This window comes from Maricaulis sp., from assembly GCF_048268525.1.
Lineage (GTDB): Bacteria > Pseudomonadota > Alphaproteobacteria > Caulobacterales > Maricaulaceae > Maricaulis.
On sequence record NZ_JBLWVH010000001.1, the window covers coordinates 139,889 to 165,003 of the forward strand.

The window sequence follows — 25,115 nt, forward strand, 5'->3', positions numbered from 1 at the left end:
GACAATTGCCACGTCGATCGAGCAGATATCTGCCTCTCCGGCTTCGGATGGTCCGGGGAGTTGTCGCGGCGGGGCGGGACCGGGTGACGGTTTGCGGCGTTCATCCAGCTGGATCGGAAAGTTCGCGAAGTCGCGACGAGGGGGAATGATGTTGAAGTTTGTATCAGCCATTGCGATGGCAGCATCCTTGGTGGCGTGCGGTCCGACCGAGGCGCCATCGACCCATGTCGACGCCTTCTCTCCGCGCGTCAGTGATCTTCTCGAACGCATGACGCTGGAGGAGAAGCTCGGACAGCTGCACCAGGCCGCTGGTGGGCGCAGTCGCAATCTGAACTCCCGTCTGACCGACGACGAGCTGGACCGGGTCCGGCGAGGTGGAGTCGGTTCCTACCTGCATGTCGCTGGCGCCGAGCCCCTTGCCGAGTTGCAGCGCGTCGCCGTTGAAGAGAGCCGGCTCGGCATTCCTTTGCTGTTCGCGATGGATGTTGTGCACGGCTACCGTACGATCTTCCCGGTTCCGATCGCCATGGCGTCCACCTGGGATGAATCGGACTGGGAGGCGGCGACCCGCATTTCAGCAGAGGAAGCGAGCGCTTCCGGTCTGCACTGGACCTTCGCCCCGATGGTCGACATCGCCCGCGATCCCCGATGGGGCCGGATCGTCGAAGGTGGCGGCTCTGACCCCTATCTCGGAGCCCGGATGGCGGCCGCCCAGGTCGCGGGCTATCAGGGAGAAGACCTGGCGCAAGCGGACACGATCCTGGCGACGGCCAAGCATTTTGGCGCCTATGGCGTTCCGACAGGTGGACGGGACTACGGGACGGCGGACCTGTCCGAACGAAGCCTGTACGAAATCTACCTGCCGCCCTTCTACGCGGCCAGCCGCGCCGGCGCAGGGTCGATGATGACGGCGTTCAACGACATAGCCGGCGTGCCGTCCACCGCAAACGAAACCCTCATCGATGGAACATTGCGGGGGCGCTGGGGCTTTGACGGGATGATTGTCAGCGACTGGAACGCGGTTGCCGAACTGATCAATCATGGTGTCGCGGATAACCGCGCCGAAGCCGGAGCGCTCGCGCTTCGCGCCGGGGTTGACATGGACATGACCAGTTCCGTGTTCGTGAACGATCTGAGGGTGGCGATCGAGGCCGACCCGGAATTGCTGGATGATCTCGACCTTGCTGTCGGCCGCATCCTGACGGCGAAAGAACAACTGGGCCTGTTCGATGACCCTATGGCCTATCACCAGACCGCGCGTGAAACGTCGGAACTGCTGGCCCAGGACCACCGGGCGCTGGCCCGGGCGGTTTCGACACGCTCCATGGTCCTGCTCAAGAACGAGGCGGACGCCCTTCCTCTGGGCGAGGGCGCGGGCAGGGTCGCGGTTATCGGTGCCCTGGCGACGGATGCGTGGACGCAGCTGGGCTCCTGGCGGGCGCAAGGCCGGCCAGAGGATGTGATCACACTGCTCGACGGGCTCGAGGCCGGAGCGCCGGAAGGGGTTGATGTCCTTCACGCGATCGGCGCCGATCCAGCCGACGACGACCTGTCAGGCATCGCCGAGGCCGTCGCGCTGGCCGAGAGCGCTGACAGGGTCGTGTTGGTGGTTGGCGAGGGCTATGACATGTCCGGCGAGGCCCGAAGCCGGTCGGACCTCTTCATGCCAGCCAGTCAGCGAGCACTGGCAGATGCCATTTTCGAGACCGGCAAACCGGTCATCGTCATCCTGGTGACAGGTCGCCCGCTGGCCATCCCCGATCTTGCCGAGCGCGCCGACGCCATTCTGAATGCCTGGATGCTTGGAGTGGAGGCGGGTCCGGCCCTCGCGGATATTGTGTACGGTGAGGTGTCGCCGTCCGGGCGTCTGCCGGTAAGTTTCCCGCGGACCACCGGGGCTGTCCCATACAGCTATTCTGAATTCCCGAGTGGCCGCCCGGCTGACCCGGATCTCGACCGGGACACCAACCGCTATCATGACCAGCCTATCACGCCGCTCTATCCGTTCGGGCATGGTCTGAGCTACAGCGATTTCAGCTATGGCGAGCTTGTTGCGCAAAACGATGCCGCCGGCATCCGTCTCAGCGTGGATGTGACAAATACCGGTGATCGTGAAGCGGACGAGGTCGTTCAACTCTACATGCGCGATCCGCTGGCCTTCGTGGCGCGACCGCAACTGGAGCTGCGAGGGTATCGGAGAATTACGCTGATGCCGGGCGAGCAGCGTACGGTTCATTTCCATCTGATACCGGCACAAAGCGCCATTTTCGAGCGACCGGGCTCCTGGCGGATCGAGGCCGGAGAGCTGCTCTTCCACGTGGGATCCAGCTCCGCCGACCTCCGTTCCAGCGCCAGTGTGCATGTTGAGTCCGGCGGGACGAGCGAAGTTCCTGCCACGGCGATCGAGACCCGGACCGAGGTCGAATGATGGGGACCCGTCGCGAATTCCTCCTTACGACGGGCGCCAGCCTGGTTCTGGGCGCGTGTGTCGAGACAGTCGCCGATCGGACCGCCGCAGTTGAAATTATCGACCGTGACGCAGAATCGCTGATGGGGCGAAATACGCGATTGGAGAGCCTCGCCGACGGCTTCACCTGGGCGGAGGGGCCAACTTGGGACCGCATGAGGGGATGCCTGTACTTCACCGATGTTCCCGAGAACAGGGCCTATCGTTGGTCTGCGGAGGCGGGGCTTGAGGTCTTTCTTGACCCCTCGGGCGTGGAACCGGAACATGCGGTCGGCTTGCGCGAGCCTGGCGCCAACGGTTTGTGGTACGGCGCAGATGGTCAGCTTTATGTCTGCAATCACGGCACCCGGTCGCTTGAAAGGCTTGATCTTGACGACCTCTCACGCGTGACCTTGGTCGACCGGTTCGGCGCGGATCGGTTCAACAGTCCCAACGACCTTGTGCTCTCCCGTGATGGTCGAATCTACTTCACAGACCCGCCCTATGGGCTGGAAGGTCTTGACGCATCGCCGCTCAAGGAACTGCCCTGGAATGGAGTCTATTGTCTTGAGCCGGATGGTCGATGCCATCGTCTGACCGACGCGATGAGCTTCCCGAATGGGATCGCATTGTCACCGGACGAGGCCTGGCTCTACGTCGCTCAATCTGACCCAGCGGCCCCGGTCTTGCGGCGTTTCGCGTTGAATGATGGTCAAGTGGCTGGCAACGGTGACGTCATATTTGACGCGTCGGTGTACCTGGCCTCCGGTGATCCGGGTCTTCCCGACGGCATGGCAGTCACGGCGACCGGGCATATCCTGATGACCGGGCCCGGCGGTGTGTTCCTGCTCGCGCCCGATGGTCGCCCGCTGGCCCGGATCCGGACCGGCAGCGCGACCGCCAATTGCGCGTTCGGCGGCGACGGCCATGATTTATACATCACGGCCCAGGACCGCCTCATGCGAATGCGTCTGCCAATGCGAGGCGTGCAATGGAGCTGACCGAACTGGCGCAGAGCCTGCGTCCGCTGATCGTTACGGGTCTGGCCATCCCGGTCCTGCTTGTCCTTGTCCTGAGACTGCGTGTTCCGGCCTTTGCCGCCTTGATCGGTGTGGCGCTGGCGGCTGCCCTCGCGGCAGGAATGCCCGCGGATGATGCCTATGCCACAATCACATCCGGCATGGGTGGCACGCTGGGCTTCATAGCGGTCATCGTCGGGCTGGGCGCGCTTTTCGGAGCACTTCTGGAGGCCGGGGGCGGCCTCCCCAACCTGGCCAATGCCGTCATCGGTCGCAGTGGCGTCCGGGGCAGCCAGACCGCAATCGGCGTGGTTGGTCTGATCGTGGCCATCCCTGTATTCTTTGACGTTGCACTTATTATCCTGGCGCCGGTAGCGCTGGCTCTGGCTCGACGCGCCGGTAAACCGGTGATGGCCTATGGCTTGCCCCTTCTGGCGGGGCTTGCGATTGCCCACGCCTTCATACCCCCCACCCCGGGGCCTGTCGCCGTGGCCGAAATCATCGAGGCGGATCTGGCCTGGGTCATTCTGGCGGGCGTGGTGACGGGTGTTCCGGCCTTGATCCTGGCGGGGCCAATGTTTGCCACCGTCCTGGAGCGTCTCGGGCAGATGCCGACCGGGCAGGACCTGCTGAAGCCAGAGGAGACCGGTCCGGGTCCGACGATGCCGGCTGGACAGGTGCTTTGCCTGATTTTACTTCCCCTGATCCTCATCCTGGGTCGAGCGACTGCAGGCTTTACTGATGCGTCTGGCGGGCTGGTCGATGTGCTCAATCTGATCGGACATCCATTTGGCGCGCTTCTTCTGGCATGTGCATTGGCGGCTTTCCTTGCCGTACGGGCAGGACCGGCGGCCCGTGACCGTATCAATCTGGCGATCGCTCGTGCACTCGAACCGGCCGGCGCCGTTATTCTCGTGACCGGGGCGGGCGGCGCTTTCAAACAGGTCCTGGTCGATACCGGAGCGGGAGCGCAGCTGGCGCAACTGGCCCTGACGCTTGGTCTGACGCCATTGCTGGCAGGCTACTTCCTGGCCCTGCTTGTCCGGGTCGCTCAAGGGAGCGCAACGGTGGCCATGATCACGGCCGCCGGGATGACCGCGCCACTCATGTCAGGGTTGGACATTTCCGGTCTCGAACGGGCATTTGTGGTCGTCGCGATCGCGGCGGGTGCCAGCGCCTTGTCTCACGTCAATGATAGCGGGTTCTGGCTGGTCAGCCGGGTCTTCAGGCTCAGCGAGGCCGAGACCCTCCGCAGCTGGACAATTGCCACGCTGGCCCTGAGCCTGACCGGCCTGGCGGTCAGCCTGCTCGCTGTTCTGGTGGTCTGAGCCCGATCACAATTCGCCGGCGCGCAGACCGGAGAGGTGCGGGCCTGTCACTCGTCGCCGCAGGTCCGCATGGCATCAATATCCGATCCGAGAGCGATCTCACCGATCCCGATCTCGCCATCCTCGTCGCGCGCCCGGATAATGAACGGTGTGTCGAGTTGGCTCATGTCGACGCCGGCATCGGCGAAACAACTCAGGCTGATCCGATATTCGGACCAAGGGCCCTGCTGGATATCGATCGGAACAAAGTGAAGGCATTCGGGCCCGGATGCGCAACCCATTCCGATTTCCACACGGGCAGTCTGGCTGTTCACACCACGGGCGCGGAACGACAGCTCCATGGCGCCGTTGGTTTCGCGGGACAGATCAACCGGATCGGTACCGTGCAGGCGCAGAAGCTCGCCGCCGGCCGACCAGACAAGCTGGATGCTGTCTTCCTGGGCAATTCGGTCCAGCACCCCAAGTGCCACATGATCGGTTGATGCGAGGCGTTCCTCGGGTGTGTGCCAGCCGCGACCGTCCGCGATCTGAACAGTCCAAGGCTCGATTGCCTGACCGCGGGCATAGAAGCTTCCGTCTTCATTGTGGTCGTCGGAGGACAGGCCGGACTCTTCGGAGAGCGTCGATCCGGAATCCGTATCCTCGTAGCTGAGGCCGTAGCCGTATGCATAAAGCGGTGTGTAGTCTGCATCACCGACATTGACCGGTCCGGAATTGGCGACGGCAGGCCATGAGTAGGACAGGCGTCCGGTGAAGTCATAGTCCTCATGGGACCGGAAAATCAGGTCGGCCACGCCGCCGCCTTCCGTCCCCGGCAGCCAGGCGGCCACAAAGGCATCGGAATCGTTGATCTCCGGGTTGGTCCACAAGGGGCGCCCCGAGAGGAAGATACTGACGACGGGGATGTTCCGGTCCTGGTATTGCTCCAGGAGTTCGGTGTCGAAGTCTGGCGAGACGAAATCAAGGTGATCCCGATCTCCCTGAAACTCCGCATACGGGTCTTCGCCATAGACGGCGATCACTGCATCAGCAGCCACATCAGATCGGCCTTCAGGGTCGAAAATGACTTGTCCGCCAGCGGCCTCAACGGTGGACCTAATTCCGGCCAGGATGCTTTCGCCGGCCGGAAACTCCTCGTTCGGGAACTCGCCGCCCTGCCAGGAAAGAGTCCATCCGCCGGCCGCCTTGCCGATATGATCAGCGCCTTCGCCCACAACCAGCACTGTCAGCCCTGGATCAAGCGGCAGCGTCTGGTCGGCGTTTTTCAACAGGACGAGCGACTCGCGGACCGCCTGGCGAGCGATAGCGCGGTGTTCGGCCGCCGCAAGGACCGAATTGCTGTTGGCCAACGGTCGCTCGCTGGGTGCGACCTGTTCAAAAAGGCCGGCCTGGATCTTGACCCGCAAGATCCGTCGGACGGCCTGATCGAGGCGCTCCATGGAAATCTCGCCGGATTGAACCTGCGCGAGGGTATTATGGTACAGCTCCCGCCAGCTATCGGGTGCCATGAACATGTCGACACCTGCATTGAAGCTCTCAGGGCAGTCGGTTGAAACGCAACCCGGTATGAGGCCGTGGCCATTCCAGTCGCCCACCACAAAGCCGGTGAAGCCCATCCGGTCTCGCAGGACGCCTTCGAGGAGGCTCTCATTCCCGTGCATGCGAGCGTCATTCCAGCTTGAGAACGAGGCCATGACGGTCAGAACCCCGGCGGGGATCGCAGTGTAGTAACCTGCGGCGTGAACGTCGCGTAGCTCGGTTTCACTGATCCGGGCGTCGCCCTGGTCCCGGCCATCCAGAGTTCCGCCATCGGCCAGAAAATGCTTGGCACTGGAGATGACGCGGCCTTCGCTCATGAACTCGTCGGTACCCGGTCGGCCCTGCAGGCCCCAGACAATCCGTTCGCCGTAGGCGGCGACGATGGCCGGGTCCTCGGAAAACCCTTCATAGGTTCGGCCCCAACGGTCATCTCGCGGGACGGCCAGCGTCGGGGCAAACGTCCAGTCGTGCCCCGAGACAGACAGTTCCCGGGCCGTTACCCGGTAGATGTCCTCGATCAGATCCGGATTGTTCATCGCGCCCAGGCCGATATTGTGCGGAAAAACCACGGCGCCGCGCAGATTGGCGTGCCCATGAACCGCGTCAATGCCCCAGATGATCGGGATGGCGATCTCGACGCCCTCAGGGTCGATCGAGGCATTGAAATAGGCGTCCGCCGCATCCAGCCAGGTTTGGGCGTCGGCATAGGCGAGCGGTCCGGGTGCCGAGTTGCCGCCACTCAATACCGATCCAAGCCTGTAGTTGCGGACATCCTCAGCCGTAACCGACCCGCTGTCAGCCTGAATGGTTTGGCCGACTTTCTGCTCCAGCGTCATCTGCGCCATGATCGCGTCGATGCGGGCCTCGATAGCCGGATCGAGAGGCAAGGGCGAAATTTCCGGCCAGACTTCCGGGTCGGCTGTGGCATCGGCTGGCGGCGTGTAGATCGCTGGCGAAGACGCCGCGGCAAACGTGTCCGCCACTCCAGCGTCAGAGCGGTCGGAACAGGCTACCAGCCCCGTGCTGATCAAAGTTGCGACAATCGACACGGATGCGAGCTTTTGCGTCTTCCTGGTCATTCTGGTCTCCCCTCACCGAAAAGATGCCCAATTATTGACTACGTTGTCAATTGTGGGCGCGCAAATCATGTCAGCGGTCAATCGCCAGTCTCATTCAGAGGCTTGGAGCGTCGTGCTTTCGAGTTGCACTGCCAGGGCAAACAGAGGCGCATTCCAATTGATGGCGACCTCGTTGAGCGCGAAGGCATCGACATGATCCACCCAGCAGCGTTGGGGGGCGCAATTGCCGCGCATTTCCTGTGCGACCGGATCGGCCATGTTCAGATGGTTGGCCCCGCCCGACAACGCCCCGGCTGGTGCCGGCGGAAATTCCGGATCGGCACCGCGTGCCCAGAAGCGGTGATGAGGCGTTTCCATGCTGCGAACGCCGTGCCCGGCCACATAGCTCTGATCCAGGGCGTTCCGGCCCAGGACATAATCCAGGGCGTGGACGGCACCATTCCGATATCGCTCATCGCCGGTCAGGTCATGGGCGCTGGCCAGGACAAGCCCCCGATTGAGCAGGTTGGCATTCGACCCCCAATTCATGGCGCTGGCACGCATCGGATAGTGATACCCTTCCCGGGCCGCGTCCTCGAGATAGCGATCCGCTTCCGCGATCAGGCGCTCCGCCGCCTCCGAGCGCAGGTCCGTTTGCTCGGTGACCAGCGCAAGTGACAGGTCCGCCAGCAGGTTTGTATTGGCCCAGAATATGGCTGAGGGAACATAGGCATCATTCGACAGCGTGGCAGCGAAGTCATCCGCATACCCGGCGTCCCCGGTCGTCAGGAAGAGCTCGGCGGCAGCCCAGGCAAACTCGTCCAGGACGTCGGTATCGCCATAGGCGCCGCCGCCATCGAAATTGTTTCGGGCCAGCAGATCGGGATGGCGGCGAGCGGCCTGATAGGCCCGTCGGGCAGCATAGAGTGTTCGGACTGAATAGTCCGGGTCGAGATCGGCCCAGAGACGTGAAGCCTGGGCCGCTGCGGCTGCCAGATTCAGGCTCGCAGCTGTCGAGGGTGGTATCAGGAAGCGTTCCTCTTCCGCATCGGCCGGCAGCAATGGTAGCGGAAGCCAGGCCCGTTCATGCAGCTTGTGATGGACCAGGCCCGAGCCATCAATCTCCTGCAGGTGAGCCTCTGCCGCACCGGTTTCGCGCCGGTCGACCCAAACCATTTCGCCATCCGGAATTTGCATCTGAAGCATCCAGTCGAGATGCCAGCGCGCCTCAAGCAGGATTTCGCTGACCGGCTCGCTACCTTGTGGCAAGGCCACCCGTTCACCGGTCCAGCCCGATGTGTCGAGCTGGCCGCGTGTTGCCAGGCGCTCATAGGCATGTTGCAGGGTCCAGACCGAGATGCCGCCATTGACTACATACTGGCCGTAATCGCCGGCATCCGCCCATCCACCCGTCGTTTCGAGGGTGTAGTCGCAGCCGGGCCAGTTCGTTCCATCCTGGTCCGGACCGAAGAAGCAGGTCGCGTGGCTTTCGGTAAAACCTGCGGCGCGGGCCCACATCGCACCGCCGGCAAACTCTGGTAGCAGGTCGGTCCCGAGGCGACTGAGATAGAAGTAGCGCAAGGCATCTTCGGCCAATCGACCATAGGGTTGGTCGGTGATCGTGAAAGGTCGACTTTCTTCGCCGCAAACACTGATGCGGTAGCCATTGCCAGCGTCGGTCAGGGCGTCGAAGCGGATCTGGTGAACGGAATCGCCGGAGCTTTCGTCCATCCCGTGGACGAGAGTTTCTCCACTCAACCGGACCATGCCATCGGCATCGCGGATATCCCAACGGGCTGGCGTGCCTGACCCATTTCGCAAGATCGCCAGCTTGGTGGCTCCGGTCTCAAATCCGGTCTGGTTAAACAGGATCGGTGTTTCGCCGGCGGGTATGTCGCAGCCGTTTGCGGCGATCGTTTGGGTCAAGCTGACAAGCGCGACGAGCATGATGATCTCCTAGGCCTGAAACCGTTGGATGTCGGCCGGAGCCGCGCATTGGTTGGCGATGAATTCGGCATGAGACGGCATCTGACGGGCGGACGCCCGAACAACGCTCAATACCTGTTCAAGACGGGCATCGACCTCGGCGTCTCCAAGACCCGCAACAAGCGGGTGATGGCCCTGCGGCTCCACTCCCTGCCCATCCATGACCGCGAGCCAGCTTGTTTCATTGAAGAGCTCGTCCTTTTCGCGACTGACACGACCATTCGTCTGGTACATTGCCAGCTTGCGGGCAAGATGGTCGGATAGCGGCAGGTTCCGGCAATAACGCCAGAACTCGCTGTCATCGCGTTCTGTTTGCCGATAGTGCAGGACCAGGAAGTCGCGAACATAGGCGTATTCCTGCAGGGTCAGCCGATTGTATTCGTCGATGTCGACCTGGTTGAACGAGCGGTCGGGAAAAAGCGTCATGAGCCGGGCGATCCCGCTCTGGATCATATGGATGCTCGTGGATTCCAGCGGTTCCATGAAGCCGGCTGACAGTCCGATCGCCAGCACGTTCTTGTTCCAGAATTTCTTTCGATGCCCGGTGGTGAAGCGCAGCTGGATCGGGTCGCGCAGTGCCGGACCTTCGAGGTTGGAAAGCAGGATGCTGGTGGCCTCATCGTCGCTTATATGATCGGAGCAATAGACGTGACCGTTGCCGGTGCGGTGCTGCAGCGGAATGCGCCACTGCCAGCCGGCTTTCCGGGCCGTCGAGCGCGTATAGGGCGAGGGCGGTCCGGTATTCTCTGACGGAACCGCGAGGGCTCTGTTACAGGGCAGCCAGGAACTCCAGTCCTCATAGCCAGTATTGAGAGCCTGTTCGATCAGCAGGCCGCGAAAGCCCGAGCAGTCTATGAAGAAGTCGGCCTCAATCGTTTCGCCTGTCTCAAGTTGCACGCCTTGGACATGACCGGTCTCCGGGTCGAGACGGGTATCGGCAATCCGGCCCTCGGTCCTCGTGACACCAAGGTTTTCCGCGTACCGGCGCAGATAGGCAGCATAGAGGCTGGCATCGAACTGGAATGCGTAGGCGATATGTCCCAGCGGCGAATTGCGGGCATCGGGCACCGGGCGCAGGAATTTGTTCTGCTTGGCGGCGATCACCTGGAGACAGAATTCCGGTAGATCGACCTCGTAACCTCGCTGGCGCGCGTGAAGCCAGAAGTGATGGAACATCACGCCATCCATATCGCTGCCATAGGAGCCGAACGGATGAATATAGCTATGCCCTTTCCGCCGCCAGTCGACGAATTCGATCCCGAGCTTGAAGGTGCCCTGGGTCGCGCGAACAAACTCGTTCTCGTCGATCCCCAGCATGCGGTTGAACAGCAGAATTTGCGGGATCGTGGCTTCACCGACCCCGACTGTGCCGATTTGCTCGCTTTCCACGAGGCGAATATCGAGTTTCTGACCGCCGAATATCTTCGCCAGCGCAGCTGCAGTCATCCAGCCAGCCGTGCCGCCACCGACAATGAGTACGGAACGAATGGGATCAACGGGCATGGGCTTGGCTCTTTTGGCTTGCGGTTTTCACCAGATGATCAACGAAGGCCTGGTGCGGCGGCATCTTTGATGCGGCCTGGGCGTAGGTCTGGCGCATGCTGGCGAGCGTGGCGGTGAGATCCTGCTCCGTGATCGAGTCAGCGACCACATCGTAGCCTCTGGGCAGAATTCCCTGGCCGACCATCACCGCAACCCAGGAGGTGATGCTGAACAGGTCGCTCTTGTGGGCGAAGAAGCGTCCGTTCTCGGCGAAGAGCTCGACGGTTTCGGTGAGGCTGTCGGGAACGTCCATTGTGCGCACATAGTCCCAGAACGGCTTGTCGTCTCGTGCGGTGGCATTGTAGTGCAGGATCAGGAAGTCCCTCACATAGTCGTAGGCATTTCCGATGATCGAATTGTAGCGGGCCACTTCGCGCTGGCTGATGCCGTCGCGCGGGAACAGCGCCAGCAATTTGCTGACACCCTCCTGGATGAGATGGATGCTGGTCGACTCCAGCGGCTCCAGGAAGCCGGCGGACAGGCCGATAGCGACACAATTTTTCTCCCAGACCGAGCGGCGCCGCCCGGGGGTGAAGCGCAGCTTGTTGGTCGGACCGAGGGTTGCGGCGTCAAGATTGGCCAGAAGCGCTGCTTCTGCCTCATCATCCCCCATGAAGGCCGACGAATAGACATAACCATTGCCGGTCCGGTGCTGGAGCGGGATCCGCCATTGCCAGCCAGCGCCACGGGCGGTTGCACGGGTGTAGGGTGCGGCAGCATCAATTTTCTCGCATGGCACCGCGATGGCTCGGTCGCATGGCAGATAGGCGCGCCAGTCATCATAGTCGACGCCGAGCGTTTCCCCGATCAACAGGGCGCGAAAACCGGTGCAATCAACGAAGAGGTCGCCCTTGATGCGACGGCCATCGTCCAGTTCAAGGGCTGTCAGCGTGCCGTTCCTGGCGGACTGCTCAACCGTTTTGATCCGGCCCTCCACGCGTGTCACGCCACGCTTTTCCGCGTAGTCGCGCAGGTAGCGAGCATAGAGGCCGGCGTCAAAATGATAGGCATGTCGCATCTGCGAGACCGGCGATTGCGGATCACTGACCGGTCGCATGAACTTTCCGGCCTTCGCGGCCTGGCAACACATGGAATAGGCGGCGAGCGGTTGGTCGCTACCCCGAAAGCGGTCGCGCAGCCAGTAGTGGTGGAAGGGGACCCCCTCGAGATCAAATCCATAATCGCCAAATGGATGGAGATAGCGGCTGCCGATCCGGTCCCAGTCAACAAATTCGATACCCAGTTTGAACGTGCCTTTGGTGGCGGCGATGAAGTCCGCCTCGTCAATGCCGAGCATTCGATTGAAATCGATGATGCCGGGGATGGTCGCTTCTCCGACCCCGACCGTCCCGATCTGCTCGCTTTCGACCAGCTCGACCGTGACGCCGGTCGGGACGAGGAAGCGCGACAGGGCCGCCGCAGTCATCCAGCCGGCTGTTCCGCCTCCCGCAATCACAACTCTGGAGATGGTCCCTGTCATGCCGTTGACTCCGTCGTGGATGGGGGTGGGCGCCCGAGCGCCTGGTCAATGGCGTCAAGATACGCTGGAAATGCCGGGAACTCCCGAACAGTGCGAAGGACAGCCTGGGATAGCGTCTGCAATTCCGACTTCAGCTGTGGGTCATTGAGGCGCTCACTCAAACGGTCATACTGAGCAGGAACCACATGACGTGCGATGAGGGCATCTACCCAGTCTTCCGCGCAAATCGTTTGGCTTTCGAGAGGCTCGATATAGCCGCGCTGCCGAAACAGGGCCTGCCGGCCACTGCAGCGCGGATTGTCGAGGCCAGAGACCAGCGCGCTCAAGGCCGCCCATTCGTCCATTTCCTGCGACCAAAGACGATTGTATTCGAGCGCTGGCAATGCCTGAGAGGTCGCGCGTGGCCAAAGGTCCAGGAGAGTCCGAAGCTCAAAGAGAAGTCGGTCCATTGCCCGGTCTTCGAGGCCGGGCAATCGGGCGGCCGACCTTCCGACATGCAGCGCGCCTTCGCGCCAGGGCGTACTGCCCTGGTGGCGCGCGGCCGGCGCCGCCGGGGTGGCGAGGTCAAGCCAGCCGGTGCGCAATGGTATTTGCAGGCGGGAGCCATCGGGCTCCTCGCGGCGGATTGCGCAGGGTCTGACCGGACCGATGTGCGAGCGCTGCGAAGCCGAAACAGCGTCCTCACGACCTGTCGCATGGATCAACAGGTCCACCTCCGATGAGGCGTCTGACTGACTGACGACGGCCACCTTGTCGCCGAGGCTTTGCTTCAGTTGTTCAGTCAGTTCGCCAGCGCTGACATGAAGCCCGCTTTCATGTTGCATCGATCCGATTGCATTGCGTCGGTCCGGCGGCGCAAAGCGGTTGCCGGCAATCGCGTGATAGCCGGGTGAAAAAGCAAAATATGGATGGCGCAGGCCCGCCTGCCGGGCACGAAGCCAATGGTGGTGAAACCCGGTCCCGGCCCAATCGATGCCGCGACCGCCATAGGGCACGATGGTCTCATCGCCATTGGCCGTCTGAATCACCTGTCCGAGGCTTGGCAGGGTTGAGGGAAGCCGAAGCAGGTCCTGGAGCCCAATGCCGAAAGTCTCCAGCGTCTCGAGCGCGGATGGGCGCAGGATGGTGTACAGACCGTCCTCCCTGACCGCGGTACCGTCAGGATGAATCTGGATCGTCAGGCTGGCGTTCGCGACCGAGCCGCTGAGTACGTAGGCGCAAAGCCAGGCTTCAAGGCCGTTGCCCAGAATGCGGATTGTTCGAGTTGGATCAGCCATGGCGGCTGTCCTCCGCCCGGGTCGCAAGCCGCGCCAGCCAGGTATCGTGGTCCGGCATTCGGGCAATGGCTCTCTCGATGTCGGACTGAATGGCGTTCAAGGATTGATCAAGGGCCGCGTCCGCAATGACGTCGAGGCGCCCATCCCAATGGTTTGGATGGACCCGTTGACCAAGGTAAACAGCGAGCCAGCTTGGTTCCAGGAACAGCCCCTGCTGATAGCGCGCCACCCGTCCGGTTTCGCGGAACAGGGCCATCTTCTCGGCCAGAGAGTCCGGTATGGGCATGGTTCGGACATAGTTCCAGAAGGCTGAGTCGGTCCGCTCGGTGGCATGATAGTGGAGGATGAGAAAGTCGCGAACCCGTTCGAACTCACGGGCGATGTGTGCGTTGTAGCTGTCCCGCTCGAGTTTGTAGTCGCCGGTCACCGGGAATAATTCGATGAATTGGGTAATTGCGATCTGGGTCAGATGAATGCTGGTGGACTCCAGTGGCTCGAGGAAGCCGCCCGCCAGGCCGACGCTGATACAGTTGTGTGACCAGAACTGCTTCCGCCGCCCGGTCGTGAACCTGAGTGGTCGCGGATCCGCGAGCGCGTTGCCCTCGAGATTGTCGAGAAGGACCTGGCGGGCCGCGTCATCATCTGTAAAGTCGCTGGCGTAGACGTGGCCGTTTCCGGTCCGGTGCTGGAGCGGGATCCGCCATTGCCAGCCAGCCTGATGGGCGGTGGCGCGTGTGTAGGGCGGTGTCGGGCCTGATTTTTCACTGGGCACGGCAATCGCGCGGTTGCAGGGGAGCCAGTGCGACCAGTCCTCATACCCGACATTGAGGGCCTGCTCGATCAGAACGCCCCGAAATCCGGTGCAGTCGAAGAAGAAGTCGCCATCGACCACCTGTCCGTTGTCCAGATCAAGCCGATGGATATTGCCGGTCGCCGGATCGCGATGGACAGCGTTGACAATGCCTTCGACCCGGCTCGCTCCGCGCGCCTCCGCGTGTTGCCGCAAAAAGGGGGCATATCGGGTCGCATCAAACTGGTAGGCATAGCCAAATCGGGAGGCGAAATCGGTCGGATCATCGGCCGGTCGTTCAAACCGGTTCTCGGCACACATCCGGACCGGCAGTGAATAGTCGCCAATTTCGCCAGACTGACCGGCTGCCCGCATTCGTGACCACGCCTGATGGAAAGGCAGGCCGGCGATGTCTGCACCAAAATCACCAAACGGGTGGACATAGCGATCGCCGATCCTGGCCCAGTTCACGAACTCGATTCCGAGCTTCATGGTGGCGGAGGTCGCTTCGAGAAACTCGGCTTCGTCTATGCCTATGGTTTCGTTGAACTGGCGCAGATGCGGAAGCGTCGCTTCACCGACGCCGATAATGCCGATGGCCTCCGATTCGATCAGCGTGACCTGCACGCGCCGAGCCGGCAAAACCGACACCAGCGCGGCTGCTGCCATCCAACCTGCGGTGCCGCCGCCGACGACGACGATCCGCCTGGGTACATCCTGCCCCAATCTTCCCTCCCCGGAGCGCAGCCGATGCTTGGCATCTTTGCATTCTCCCTACAACTCTGCACCTCGACCATCGCTGGTTCTTGTTGACAGAACAGGTTGTTTGATTGAAAGTGGCAAAAATTGACAACGCTGTCAACGGCGGAGACTTTAGCCAAACGAGGGGAGAAGAGTATGTTTTACAAAGGGATGAAGGATCGGCCTGGAAGAGGGCTGCGATCTGGATTGTGGCGGGGAGCAAGCCTCGCAGCCCTGTCCATAGCCATGGTTTCGACCGGGGTTTACGCCCAGGAGGTCGAAGAGGACGATGACTCCAATACCGAGGTGATCACGGTTCGGGGCATCCGCTCCAGCCTGCAAAGCGCCCAGGAAATCCGCCGTAACTCCGATGTTCTGGTTGATGCAATCACGGCCGAGGATATTGGTGCCCTGCCGGACCGTTCGGTGGCGGAGGCGTTGCAGCGCGTTCCAGGCGTGAACATCACGCGGTTTGAAGGTGAAAATGACCCGGACCACTTCTCGGTCGAAGGGTCTGGCGCGATCATTCGGGGTCTCAACTTCGCCCGTAGTGAGCTGAACGGCCGTGATGTGTTCTCTGCCGACAATGGTCAGCAAATCGGCTTCAATGACGTGTCGCCGGAAATGCTCGGGTCGGTCGAGGTGTTCAAGAACCAGTCCGCCGACATGATTGAAGGCGGACTCGCCGGTACGGTGAACCTCAATACCCGCCTCCCGTTTGATCAGGGCGGCCAGATGATGGCATTCACCCTGGAAGCGAACTACTCGGACTTTGCCGAGGAAGTCACGCCGACCGTGTCCGGCATCTACAGCAATCGCTGGGAGCTCGGGAACGGGTCTGAATTCGGTCTGCTCTTTGGTGCATCCTATTCCGAGTTGCAGAGCCGCGCCGACGGCACGCTCGTCGCCGAGTGGCTCGATCGGGACCCCGCCGATGGTCAAAGTCTCTACATACCTTCAGGCGCCGGTATCCGGACGCAGCTGTTTGACCGGACCCGGGACACGATTTCGGCTGCCGCTCAGTGGCGCAGTGCTGATGGTGAGTTGGAGGCGACCGCGCAATTCTTCCGGGCTTCTTACGAGAACGCCTGGTCGGAACGCGCGATTGAGCCGTCTATCGACGACGGTCCCGGGATCACGCCGGCTCCGGGGACAAGCTTCACCTATGACGATAATGGCCTGTTCGAAAGCGGTGTGATCTCGGAGAATGTCGGCTGGCGTTCCAATGATCCGACCCACCCTTTGAATGGCGTGCGCCAACTCGCCCTTGCGCGCGGCAAGGTCGATGAAAGCCTGACCACAGATATCGGGTTCAATCTCCGTTGGTCGCCAACGGACCGCTTCCGTGCCAGTTTCGACCTGCAATTCGTTGAGTCCGAAGTGAACATCGCTGATGTCACCGTTCACGGTGCGTTCTTCTCGGACATCGATCTGGATGTGACCGGTGATGTGCCCAGCGTGATCTACAGCCGTCCTGCCGATGGCTCGGATCCCTATTTCTCCGACGCCAGCAACTACTATCTCCGCTCGGCAATGGACCACCTCTCTGACAATGAGGGGGAATCGGTCTCATTCCGTGCAGACGCCGAATATGACTTTGAAGGCGATAGCTGGTTGAGGTCTGTTCGCTTTGGTGGCCGTGTTTCCAACCGCGAGCAGATTGTGCGTAGCTCGGTCTATAACTGGGGCAATATTTCCGCGACATGGAACTCGCCCTTCGCGCTCGACAATCCGGCCATCCCGCCGGGAACGTTCGAGCTCTATACCTTCGACAACTACATGCGTGGCATGACGACAGGACTCGAAGGCGGCGTGCCGATGTATACCGGCGCTCTGGGTGATAATTACGACCAGGCTGTTGCCGGCATCCTGGCGATGCGCGACGCGGCCGGAAACGGTGGCTGGGTCCCTCTGGCCCAGCGCGGAGGAGTTGTCCCGGGCACGGCATTCCTGCCCTCCGAGATCACCGATGTGACCCAAGACACGACCGCGTTCTACGGTCGCCTGGACTTCGATAACGAGCACCGCTCTGACGGTGTTCGTATCTCGGGCAATGTCGGCCTGCGCTATGTAGAAACGGAAACAAGCGCGGTTGGTGCGCTGTCCTTCCCGGATCGTGCCCTGGTGTTCAATGGTATGACGCCGACGGCCTATTGTGCCGGTATCGCCGGCACTCCGCCCGGCATCTGTCTGGAAGACGCGGCGACTCAAGCGGCGTTCTTTGATTGGGCCGATGGCAGCAATCAGACCGGCACCGACAGTCACTCCTACGAGAACTGGCTTCCGAGTGCCAACGTGGTGTTCGGTCTGACGGATGAATTCCAGATCCGTCTGGGCCTGTCCCAGGCAATCTTCCGTCCGGATTTTGGCCTGATGAAAAGCAACCTTGTGATTGAGCAAGGCGGTGACGATCCCGTGACCGGTGCATGGCTGGGGCCGAATGCCTCGACCGGCAACGTCCAACTGGACCCGATCACTGCCGATCAGTTCGATCTCGCTTTCGAATGGTATTTCGATGACGTTGGTTCGCTGACCTTCTCGTTGTTCCAGAAAAACCTGAGCGACTACATCGTTCCGGCCATTCTGCAGCGGGATATCGAGAATAACGGTGAAACCTTCGCGGTCGATGTCGACGGCGTTGGCAACGCCTCCGACAGCGGCGAGATCAAGGGCTTCGAAGTTGCCTATCAGCAAACCTTCGATGACCTGCCCGGGATGTGGTCCGGCTTGGGCGTTCAAGCCAACTACACCTATATCGATGCTCAGGGCATTCCGAATATCGGTCCCAAGAACGACGAACCGAACGGTCGTGGCAATGCCCCGAACTTCGACGTGTCGCAATTGCGTCTACCGCTCATGTCCGAGCACACGGTCAATCTTGTCGGCTTCTATGAGACCGACCAGTGGAGTGCCCGTCTCGCCTATAACTGGCGGTCAGAATACACGCTGACCGTTCGGGACGTGATCTATCCGTTCACGCCTGTCGTCCACGAGAGTACGGGCCAGCTTGATGGCTCTATCTTCTACGACATCACGGACAGCCTGACTGTCGGTCTGCAGGCGGTGAACCTGCTGGATGAGGTCTCCGAAACCAGCGCGGTCATCAATCCAACCCTGGTGCAGGCACCGCGGGCCTACTTCCGCAATGACCGGCGCTTTGCGTTCGTCTTGCGCGGTCGCTTCTAGCTCGCTCCCTCCGCGAGTAAGCATGCAGGGGCGGCAGGTCATATCTGACCTGCCGCCCCGTTGCATTCTGGAAGGCGGGCTTCCTTCCGAGCGGGAATCCATGAAACCCTGCCGATAGCAAAACCGACGAGCGCGATTTGAAGACCTATCTTGGCTACGGCACCGGTGATTTTGGCCTGAACATTTACTGGAACGCGCTCTCGCTGATCCTGGTGTTCTGGTATGCGGAGGTGGTCGGCTTGTCGCCCGACGCCGCTGGCTTGATCTATTTTATCGGCATGGCGTGGGATGCCGTCTCGGATGTCGTAGTGGCCAATCTGACCCAGCGGACCCGGACCCGATACGGAACCTACCGGCCCTATCTCGCCATCGGCGGCGTCACTTTGGGAGCGGCTTTCGTACTGTTGTTCTGGGTGCCGCCGCTCGAGGGCTGGATCTTGATGGTTGCCCTGGCGATGGCGCACATCGTGTTCCGGCTGGCATACACGATCGTGGCGGTTCCCTATTCTGCATTGGCGTCCCGCCTCAGTTTTGACAGCCGCGAGCGTACCGTCCTCTCCGGCACACGCATGGCTTTCGCATTTCTCGGATTGCTTGCCGTGTCCGGCTTGTGGTTTCCGGTCGTGCGGGCCTTCGGGGGCGGCTCGGATGTCTCGCCGTCCGGGTTTCTCGTGGCAGCGATAATGGGCGGTGTTGTCGCGACGGTCGCCCTTCTCGCCTGTTTCCTCTTCACGCGAGAACGCACGCTCGAGACAACCCATGAAACGCCGGCCGATTTGAGCTTCCGGGGGTTCTGGCGGGCCGTGCGGGTCAATCGGGCCCTGCAAGTCCTGCTTCTGGCAATATTCCTGCAGTCTGGGGCCGGGGCTTCGTTTCTGATTCCGTTGGCCTTCTATATCGAAGCCCATGAGGTTGATTTCGCCCGCAAGGAAACCGTCATGACCGCATATGCGGTCGCAACCCTGGCATCCATCCCGATCTGGACAGCGGTAATCCGCCACTTCGGCAAGCGCGTCGGTTGGATCGCTGCTTGCTGGGTCGTGATCGTGACGGGCCTGCTCCTGACGGCCTTCGGTCCGGTCCTGTTCCGGGGCCTGCCCTTGCAGATCCTGCTCTATGGCGTGGGGTTCAGTGGTTTTGGTGTACTGGTTTGGGCTCTGGTGCCCGATACGGTGGAATTCGGCCAGTGGAAGAGTGGCACGCGCAATGAAGGCGCCGTATTCGGCTCGGTTCTCCTGTCGCAGAAAACCGCCGGCGGGCTGGCCGGTCTCCTGGTCGGCGTCATGCTCAAGGCGGTCGGGTATGACCCGGACCTGGCCCAGCAATCTGTTGAAACGGCTGACAGGCTTGAGCTTTACATGTTCGCGGGGCCGTCGATACTGCTGTTCCTTTCTTCTCTCGTAATCCTGCGCCTGCCATTGAACCGGCACTTGCACGCAAAGATCGTCGAAGAGATTCGTTCGCACTGACCGCCTTGGGGGCAATGCATGGCACGAATGGTTGATGTCGCCGAAAAGGCCGGTGTGTCTGTCAAGACTGTGTCGAGGGTGCTCAACAATGAGCCCCATGTGAAAGAGGCGCTCCGAGAACGCGTCCAGGCGGCCGCTGCTGAAGTCGGATATGTACCCAGCACATCCGCGCGTCAGCTGCGGGGAGGGCGCTCCTATTCCGTTCACATGGTCTCCCATTCGGATCGGTCCAGCTATGTCAATGCGATCCAGTTCGGTGCCGTACGAGCCTGTCAGGCACGCGGATATCAGCTGATGATTTCGCTCTTCGAGCGAATAGAGGATATGGACTGGAGCCAGTTGCACGAGCGCTTTGCCCGGCTCATGGAGGTCAGCAAGCCGGATGCCCTGCTGCTGGTGCCTCCGTTGTCCAACAATCTTCGTCTGGCGGAAGTCCTGTCCGAATTTGATGTACGGGTGGCGCGTATCGGCCCGCATGACCTGCCCGGGTCCTCAATTACGGTGATGATCGACGAACAGGCGGCGGCCCGGGATTTGACTCACTACCTGATCGACCGGGGCCATACACGGATTGCCTTTCAGCGGGGCAAGGAAAACCAGAACGCCACCCAGGAACGGTTTCGCGGCTACCGCGATGCGCTGGATACGGCCGGCATCAAATTCGATCCGGCTCTCGTGCTTCCGGGCAATTTCGAATTTTCCTCGGGGCTGAAGGCTGGTGACGACCTGCTCGACCGGGATGATCCCCCGACAGCGGTCTTCGCCGCCAATGATGACATGGCAGCCGGGATCGTCATGGCCGCACACCGTCGAGGCGTCGCAGTGCCTGAGCGACTGTCCGTGGTCGGGTTTGATGATTCCGAGATTGCTGACCGGACCTGGCCGGCGTTGACCACCGTTCGCCAGCCGTTGGTGGAGTATGGTGCGATGGCCGTCGAAAGGCTGATTGACTCGCTATCACTCCCCGCGGATCCGCCGAATGCAGCCGTTCTCCTCGAATATGAGCTTGTCGAACGTGACTCCGTGACGGCGCCGGCTCCGATCGGTTAGCTGCAATTGCCGGGTCCAGGCCGGCACGCCTGAACGCGGTTGGGTCTGGCCTTCAATTGGGCGGCTTGTCGGTGCGCGGATTATGGTGTCGAGCGCGGCAATTGGCAGACCGGACCCGCGCCGCCAATGCCCGATGATCCCGATCTGCCCGGTTCGCATGTCTTGCGAACATCTTGCCGCGTCAATGCGCCTCATTCTCAAATATCCTTCAGCGACTAGAATTGAGAAATATCAATTTTATGGGGTCGCAAATGTCGGATGGTGTTGATCGAGGCGCGCAAAGGCGCAGGTCTTGGCCGGTTTTCCAGAATGCCTTCCGGCCATTCTTTCTGGGTGGAGCTGCTTGGGCCGGGCTCCTTGTGCCCCTCTGGTTGGTCGAGTATCTGGGACTTCCATTACCCTTCGCCGGTTCCGGTGTTTCCGGCCATGCTCATGAAATGGTTTTTGGCTTTCTGTCCGCCATTGTTTGCGGGTTCGCGTTGACCGCCATCCCGAACTGGACCGGGCGGGCGCCTGTTGCCGGCTGGCGGCTGGCCTTGCTGTTCGGTTTGTGGGGCCTTGGACGAATAACCGGTTTGATGCTGCCAGGTCCGGTGGCGACCCTGATCGACGCGGCGTTCCTGATTGTGCTGGCGGCCGTTGTCTTCAGGGAGATCGGGGCTGGCCGAAACTGGCGCAACCTTCCGGTCGCGGGCCTGATCGCGATCTACGCCCTGGCCCATGTGGCATATCATTGGTCCCCGACAGGTACGCAGGCGATCAAGGGGGCGTTGGCAGTCGCCTGTATTCTTATCGCCCTGATCGGCGGGCGCATTGTCCCAAGCTTTACCCGCAACTGGCTGGCGGGGCGGGACAATGAGGCCGCTTCCAGGGTGGTGCCGCCAATGATGGCGTATGACAAGCTATCGATAGGCCTGTTGGCTGTCGCGCTCGTGGCCTGGGTGCTGTGGCCCGCCCACCTCCTGACCGGTGGACTCCTGCTCCTCGCCGGCATCATTCATTGCTACCGACTGCTGCGGTGGCAGGGAGGTGCAACGCTTCTTGAACCGCTGATGTGGTCGCTTCATCTTGGATATGCGTGGCTGCCCGCTGGCCTCGTTATGTTGGGAGCCGGGGTGATTGGCCCGACCTTCATATCCGCCAGCGCGGGTCTCCACGCGATTTCCGCCGGTCTCATCGGCTCGATGACGCTCGCCGTCATGACGCGCGCGAGCCTTGGCCATACAGGTCGGCAGCGTCGGGCAAACACGGCGACGCTATGGATTTACGGTCTCGTCCATCTCGGAGCTGTATTGCGGGTCGCGGCGGCCTTGATGGCGAACGACCCGGTGCTGCTAGCGACCGGCGCGATATTATGGAGCGCGGCCTTCCTTCTCTTTGTCCTGGCCTATGCGCCAATGATGTTCGGCGCCAGGCCCGTGAAAACCTGAACAGATCGACGGATGATGAGTGGTTTCATGGTCATCCGCCTGAGAAGGGCGACATGAAGGCGATGCGGTCGCCGTCTGTGAGGTTGAGAGGCGCGTTTCGTGCGACCATCCTGTCGTTGATGGCGAGGCGCACATGTGAGGCCCGCAGGGCGTCTCGTCCGTGTTGTGTTTCGGTGATGAGGGCGATGAGGCTGTCGACGGTATCGGGTGCCTGCCGGGTGTGGATGCGGGTCGAGCGGCTCCCGATCTGGTCCTGGAGGGGGCCGAAGAATTCGAGTTCAAGCTGCATGATGGTCAGCCTCCGGTGGTCGCCATGTCGCGGGGAACGGCGGCCGCCGCGCCGCGCGACACATCGAAGTCATGTCCTTGTGCCTTTTGGCGCATGGCGGTGTCGAGCATGGCGTCGAGCGCATCGGGTTCACCATTGCGCAGCGCGTCGCGCAGGTCCACGGCGCCATTGCGCCCCAGACACATGTAGAGCTTGCCGGTGCAGGTGAGGCGGACGCGGTTGCAGGTGTCGCAGAAGTTTCCGGTCAGCGGCGAGATGAAGCCGAGGCGCCCGCCGGTCTGCTCGACCCGGACATAGCGGGCCGGGCCACCGGTATTGTCGGGCAGGTCGGTGAGTGTCCAGCGAGCCTGGAACGTCTCACGAAGCCGGGCGAGAGAGAGGAACTGGTCGGCCCGGTCGACGCCGACCTCGCCGATCGGCATCACCTCGATCAGGGTGACGTCATGACCTTCGCCATGGGCCCACTCGATGAGGGCGGGCAGCTGGCGGTCATTGACGCCCTGCATGGCGACAGCATTGATCTTGACCTGCAGCCCGGCGGCGCTGGCGGCCTTGATGCCGGCCAGTGTCTGCTCCAGCCGGCCGCCCCGGGTGAGGGTGGAGAAGGTGTCGCGATCGAGTGTGTCCAGGGAGATGTTGACCCGCCGGATGCCGGCCTCGGCCAGGGCGGCGGCGTAGCGTGGCAACTGGGTCGCATTGGTGGTCAGGCAGACCTCCTCCAGACCGGCCTTGCCGATGCGCGCACCCAGATTCCCGATCAGGCTCAAAATATCCTTGCGGACCAGCGGCTCACCGCCCGTCAGTCGGATCTTGGTGACCCCGCGGGCGATGAAGCTGTCACACACCGCTGTCAGCTCCTCGAGCGATAACAGGTCCGCCTTGGGCAGGAAGGTCGGCTTGGCCTTCATGCAGTAAACACAGCGCAGATCGCAGCGGTCGGTGACCGACAGGCGCAGATAGGTGATCTGCCGGCCGAACGTATCGACGAGCGGCGCGCGCTGAAGGGTCATGTCCGGCCGGTCCATCCGGGCCTCCTGATCACTCTGGCTTGACAATTATCATGTCGCCGCGCCGCCGCAAGTGACGTCTCGTCGCATGTCACGCCAAATTGCCAAAGCCCGCAAAATCATCCGGAGTATTGATATTACCAAAATGACCCGAGTAAGACGGCTTGATCGGCAACCACTCGGTTCGAAGGGCGGCGAGCAGACTGCGAACCGATACGGCTTCAGTGCGGTCCGGCAATCCCCCTTGGGCGGCGATGAATACGGGCAGGGGATGATCAACCCAGGCGCGGCAACGGGCCGACGAAGGTTGCAAGAGCGGGGTCAGGGTTTCGACACACAGGCCGGGCATGTCGACCGGGATGACGAGGACGCCGTCCTGACCGGCTTTCCTGGCCAGCTCCAAAGCATCGTATATGGCTTGTCCGGGACCCTCGCCGGGGCGACTGTCTGGAATACCGTCCGGATGGCCCGGGCGGCCACTGATACGGATTGATCCGCATCCGGTTGACGCCAGAACGGCGCGGGCCCGGTCCAGCAGTGTTTCCCCGTCCAGCTCCAGCATCGCCTTGTCACGACCCATCCGGCGAGACTTTCCGCCGGCCAGGACGATGCCTGTCAATTTGAAGGTATCAGCTGCGCGGGTCATCGATCAGCGGATTGGGTTTGCAGAAACGGGCCAGGGCTTCGCGGTCGTCAATCTCGACCCGTGCCCCATCCATGATGATGCCGTGTGCCTGTAGTGCGCCGAAGGCGCGGGACAGGTTTTCCGGTGTCATGCCGAGGATGGAGGCGAGGTTTTTCTTGCCGTAGGGCAGGGTCACCACACGGTCCTGTCCGGCCTTGTCATGCAGGCGGAGCAAGTAATTGCCAACACGCTCGACCGCGGTCCTCAACTTGAGATTCTTCATCGATTTCACGACCGAGCGGTAACAAGTGGCGAGTTCGGTCACAATCGCGCGGGCGAATTCCGGGTCTTCCTCGAAAACTGCCCGGACATTCTGGGACGGGATCAGGAGCAATGCGCTGGCGGTTGCGGTCCGTGCGGACATCAGGAAGGGCAAGTCCTTGATGGTGGCGGCAAGGATGAAGGTCGAGACCGGTGACACGATTGCCATTGACGTCTCCCGACCGTGGCTGGACGAGAAGAGTTCAACGCTGCCCTCCATCACCAGATACAGGAAATCTGCCGGTTCACCTTCGCGGATCAGATCGACATGCGGCGGGATGCGCTGGGCATAGGCGGCGCGCATGAGTTGGTCGAAATGACGCTCTTCCATCTTTGAAAACAACGGCAGCTTTCGAATGGTCTGGCGATCTTCGTCGCGCATGTCGTCTCCGATCTATGCCTTGTCTGGCCGGCTGACGCCCACCTACACGCATCCTTGACCTACATCAAGAGGTGAGTTGATTCACAATAAATGCGCGCATTAAAATCTTCAACATACAAGTTGATATGTGTTCTTCACTTGTTTGCACGT

17 protein-coding genes are annotated in these 25,115 nt (G+C 61.6%); 7 read left to right on the plus strand and 10 right to left on the minus strand.

Annotation, left to right across the window (positions count from 1 at the left end; all coding sequences use genetic code 11):
• Positions 1-148 precede the first annotated feature (148 nt).
• Genes ACN0X9_RS00640 through ACN0X9_RS00650 form a run of 3 tightly spaced genes read left to right on the plus strand, consistent with a single transcriptional unit; the run spans position 149 to position 4,793 of the window.
• On the plus strand, positions 149-2,428 hold the full coding sequence (locus ACN0X9_RS00640; RefSeq protein ID WP_417485702.1) for a glycoside hydrolase family 3 N-terminal domain-containing protein: 2,280 nt from the start codon (positions 149-151) through the stop codon (positions 2,426-2,428).
• Entirely contained in the window at positions 2,425-3,447 is a 1,023-nt protein-coding gene (locus ACN0X9_RS00645) for an SMP-30/gluconolactonase/LRE family protein (RefSeq protein ID WP_417485703.1), read from the plus strand. The genes ACN0X9_RS00640 and ACN0X9_RS00645 overlap by 4 nt, the downstream gene beginning before the upstream one ends.
• Positions 3,438-4,793, plus strand: a complete 1,356-nt coding sequence (locus ACN0X9_RS00650; protein ID WP_417485704.1) for a GntP family permease — start codon at positions 3,438-3,440, stop codon at positions 4,791-4,793. The genes ACN0X9_RS00645 and ACN0X9_RS00650 overlap by 10 nt, the downstream gene beginning before the upstream one ends.
• Before the next feature lie 47 nt (positions 4,794-4,840).
• Here ACN0X9_RS00650 and ACN0X9_RS00655 read toward each other — a convergent pair whose 3' ends face one another.
• The 6 genes from ACN0X9_RS00655 to ACN0X9_RS00680 all read right to left on the minus strand — a co-directional run bounded on the left by ACN0X9_RS00655 (position 4,841) and on the right by ACN0X9_RS00680 (position 15,191).
• Positions 4,841-7,411, minus strand: a complete 2,571-nt coding sequence (locus ACN0X9_RS00655) for a glycoside hydrolase family 3 N-terminal domain-containing protein (protein ID WP_417485705.1) — start codon at positions 7,409-7,411, stop codon at positions 4,841-4,843.
• Between the two features lie 90 nt (positions 7,412-7,501).
• Positions 7,502-9,337 carry a glycoside hydrolase family 9 protein gene (locus tag ACN0X9_RS00660; RefSeq protein WP_417485706.1) on the minus strand — a complete coding sequence of 612 codons (1,836 nt, stop codon included), beginning with the start codon at positions 9,335-9,337 and terminating at the stop codon, positions 7,502-7,504.
• Positions 9,338-9,346: 9 nt separating this feature from the next.
• Positions 9,347-10,879: a tryptophan halogenase family protein gene (locus ACN0X9_RS00665; protein ID WP_417485707.1), complete on the minus strand. Its 1,533-nt coding sequence runs from the start codon at positions 10,877-10,879 to the stop codon at positions 9,347-9,349.
• Entirely contained in the window at positions 10,869-12,398 is a 1,530-nt protein-coding gene (locus tag ACN0X9_RS00670) for a tryptophan halogenase family protein (RefSeq protein ID WP_417485708.1), read from the minus strand. The genes ACN0X9_RS00665 and ACN0X9_RS00670 overlap by 11 nt, the downstream gene beginning before the upstream one ends.
• The gene (locus ACN0X9_RS00675) at positions 12,395-13,675 is read right to left on the minus strand and encodes a tryptophan 7-halogenase (RefSeq protein ID WP_417485709.1); all 1,281 of its coding nucleotides are present in this window, start codon (positions 13,673-13,675) and stop codon (positions 12,395-12,397) included. The genes ACN0X9_RS00670 and ACN0X9_RS00675 overlap by 4 nt, the downstream gene beginning before the upstream one ends.
• Positions 13,668-15,191, minus strand: a complete 1,524-nt coding sequence (locus ACN0X9_RS00680) for a tryptophan halogenase family protein (RefSeq protein WP_417485710.1) — start codon at positions 15,189-15,191, stop codon at positions 13,668-13,670. Before ACN0X9_RS00680 ends, ACN0X9_RS00675 begins: the two co-directional genes overlap by 8 nt.
• A 261-nt stretch (positions 15,192-15,452) precedes the next feature.
• On the opposite strand from ACN0X9_RS00680, the gene ACN0X9_RS00685 reads away from it, so the two are divergent.
• The 4 genes from ACN0X9_RS00685 (at position 15,453) to ACN0X9_RS00700 (ending at position 22,341) form a co-directional block, all read left to right on the plus strand.
• Complete coding sequence (locus ACN0X9_RS00685) at positions 15,453-18,392, plus strand: TonB-dependent receptor (RefSeq protein WP_417485711.1); 2,940 nt, start codon at positions 15,453-15,455, stop codon at positions 18,390-18,392.
• A 137-nt stretch (positions 18,393-18,529) separates the two neighbouring features.
• Entirely contained in the window at positions 18,530-19,861 is a 1,332-nt protein-coding gene (locus ACN0X9_RS00690; protein ID WP_417485712.1) for an MFS transporter, read from the plus strand.
• An 18-nt stretch (positions 19,862-19,879) separates the two neighbouring features.
• The gene (locus ACN0X9_RS00695; protein WP_417485713.1) at positions 19,880-20,911 is read left to right on the plus strand and encodes a LacI family DNA-binding transcriptional regulator; all 1,032 of its coding nucleotides are present in this window, start codon (positions 19,880-19,882) and stop codon (positions 20,909-20,911) included.
• Between the two features lie 251 nt (positions 20,912-21,162).
• On the plus strand, positions 21,163-22,341 hold the full coding sequence (locus ACN0X9_RS00700) for an NnrS family protein (RefSeq protein ID WP_417485714.1): 1,179 nt from the start codon (positions 21,163-21,165) through the stop codon (positions 22,339-22,341).
• 31 nt (positions 22,342-22,372) lie between these two features.
• Here the strand turns inward: ACN0X9_RS00700 and ACN0X9_RS00705 are convergent, their stop codons facing one another.
• The 4 genes from ACN0X9_RS00705 to ACN0X9_RS00720 form a co-directional block, all read right to left on the minus strand.
• Complete coding sequence (locus tag ACN0X9_RS00705) at positions 22,373-22,630, minus strand: MoaD/ThiS family protein (protein WP_417485715.1); 258 nt, start codon at positions 22,628-22,630, stop codon at positions 22,373-22,375.
• 5 nt (positions 22,631-22,635) lie between these two features.
• A complete protein-coding gene (gene moaA, locus ACN0X9_RS00710; protein ID WP_417485716.1) occupies positions 22,636-23,640 on the minus strand; it encodes a GTP 3',8-cyclase MoaA in 1,005 nt (334 codons plus the stop codon).
• Positions 23,641-23,728: 88 nt separating this feature from the next.
• Positions 23,729-24,283 (minus strand): molybdenum cofactor guanylyltransferase, encoded by a 555-nt coding sequence (gene mobA, locus ACN0X9_RS00715; protein WP_417485717.1) that lies wholly within the window; start codon positions 24,281-24,283, stop codon positions 23,729-23,731.
• Positions 24,267-24,965: a helix-turn-helix domain-containing protein gene (locus ACN0X9_RS00720; protein ID WP_417485718.1), complete on the minus strand. Its 699-nt coding sequence runs from the start codon at positions 24,963-24,965 to the stop codon at positions 24,267-24,269. Before ACN0X9_RS00720 ends, mobA begins: the two co-directional genes overlap by 17 nt.
• Positions 24,966-25,115: the final 150 nt, after the last annotated feature.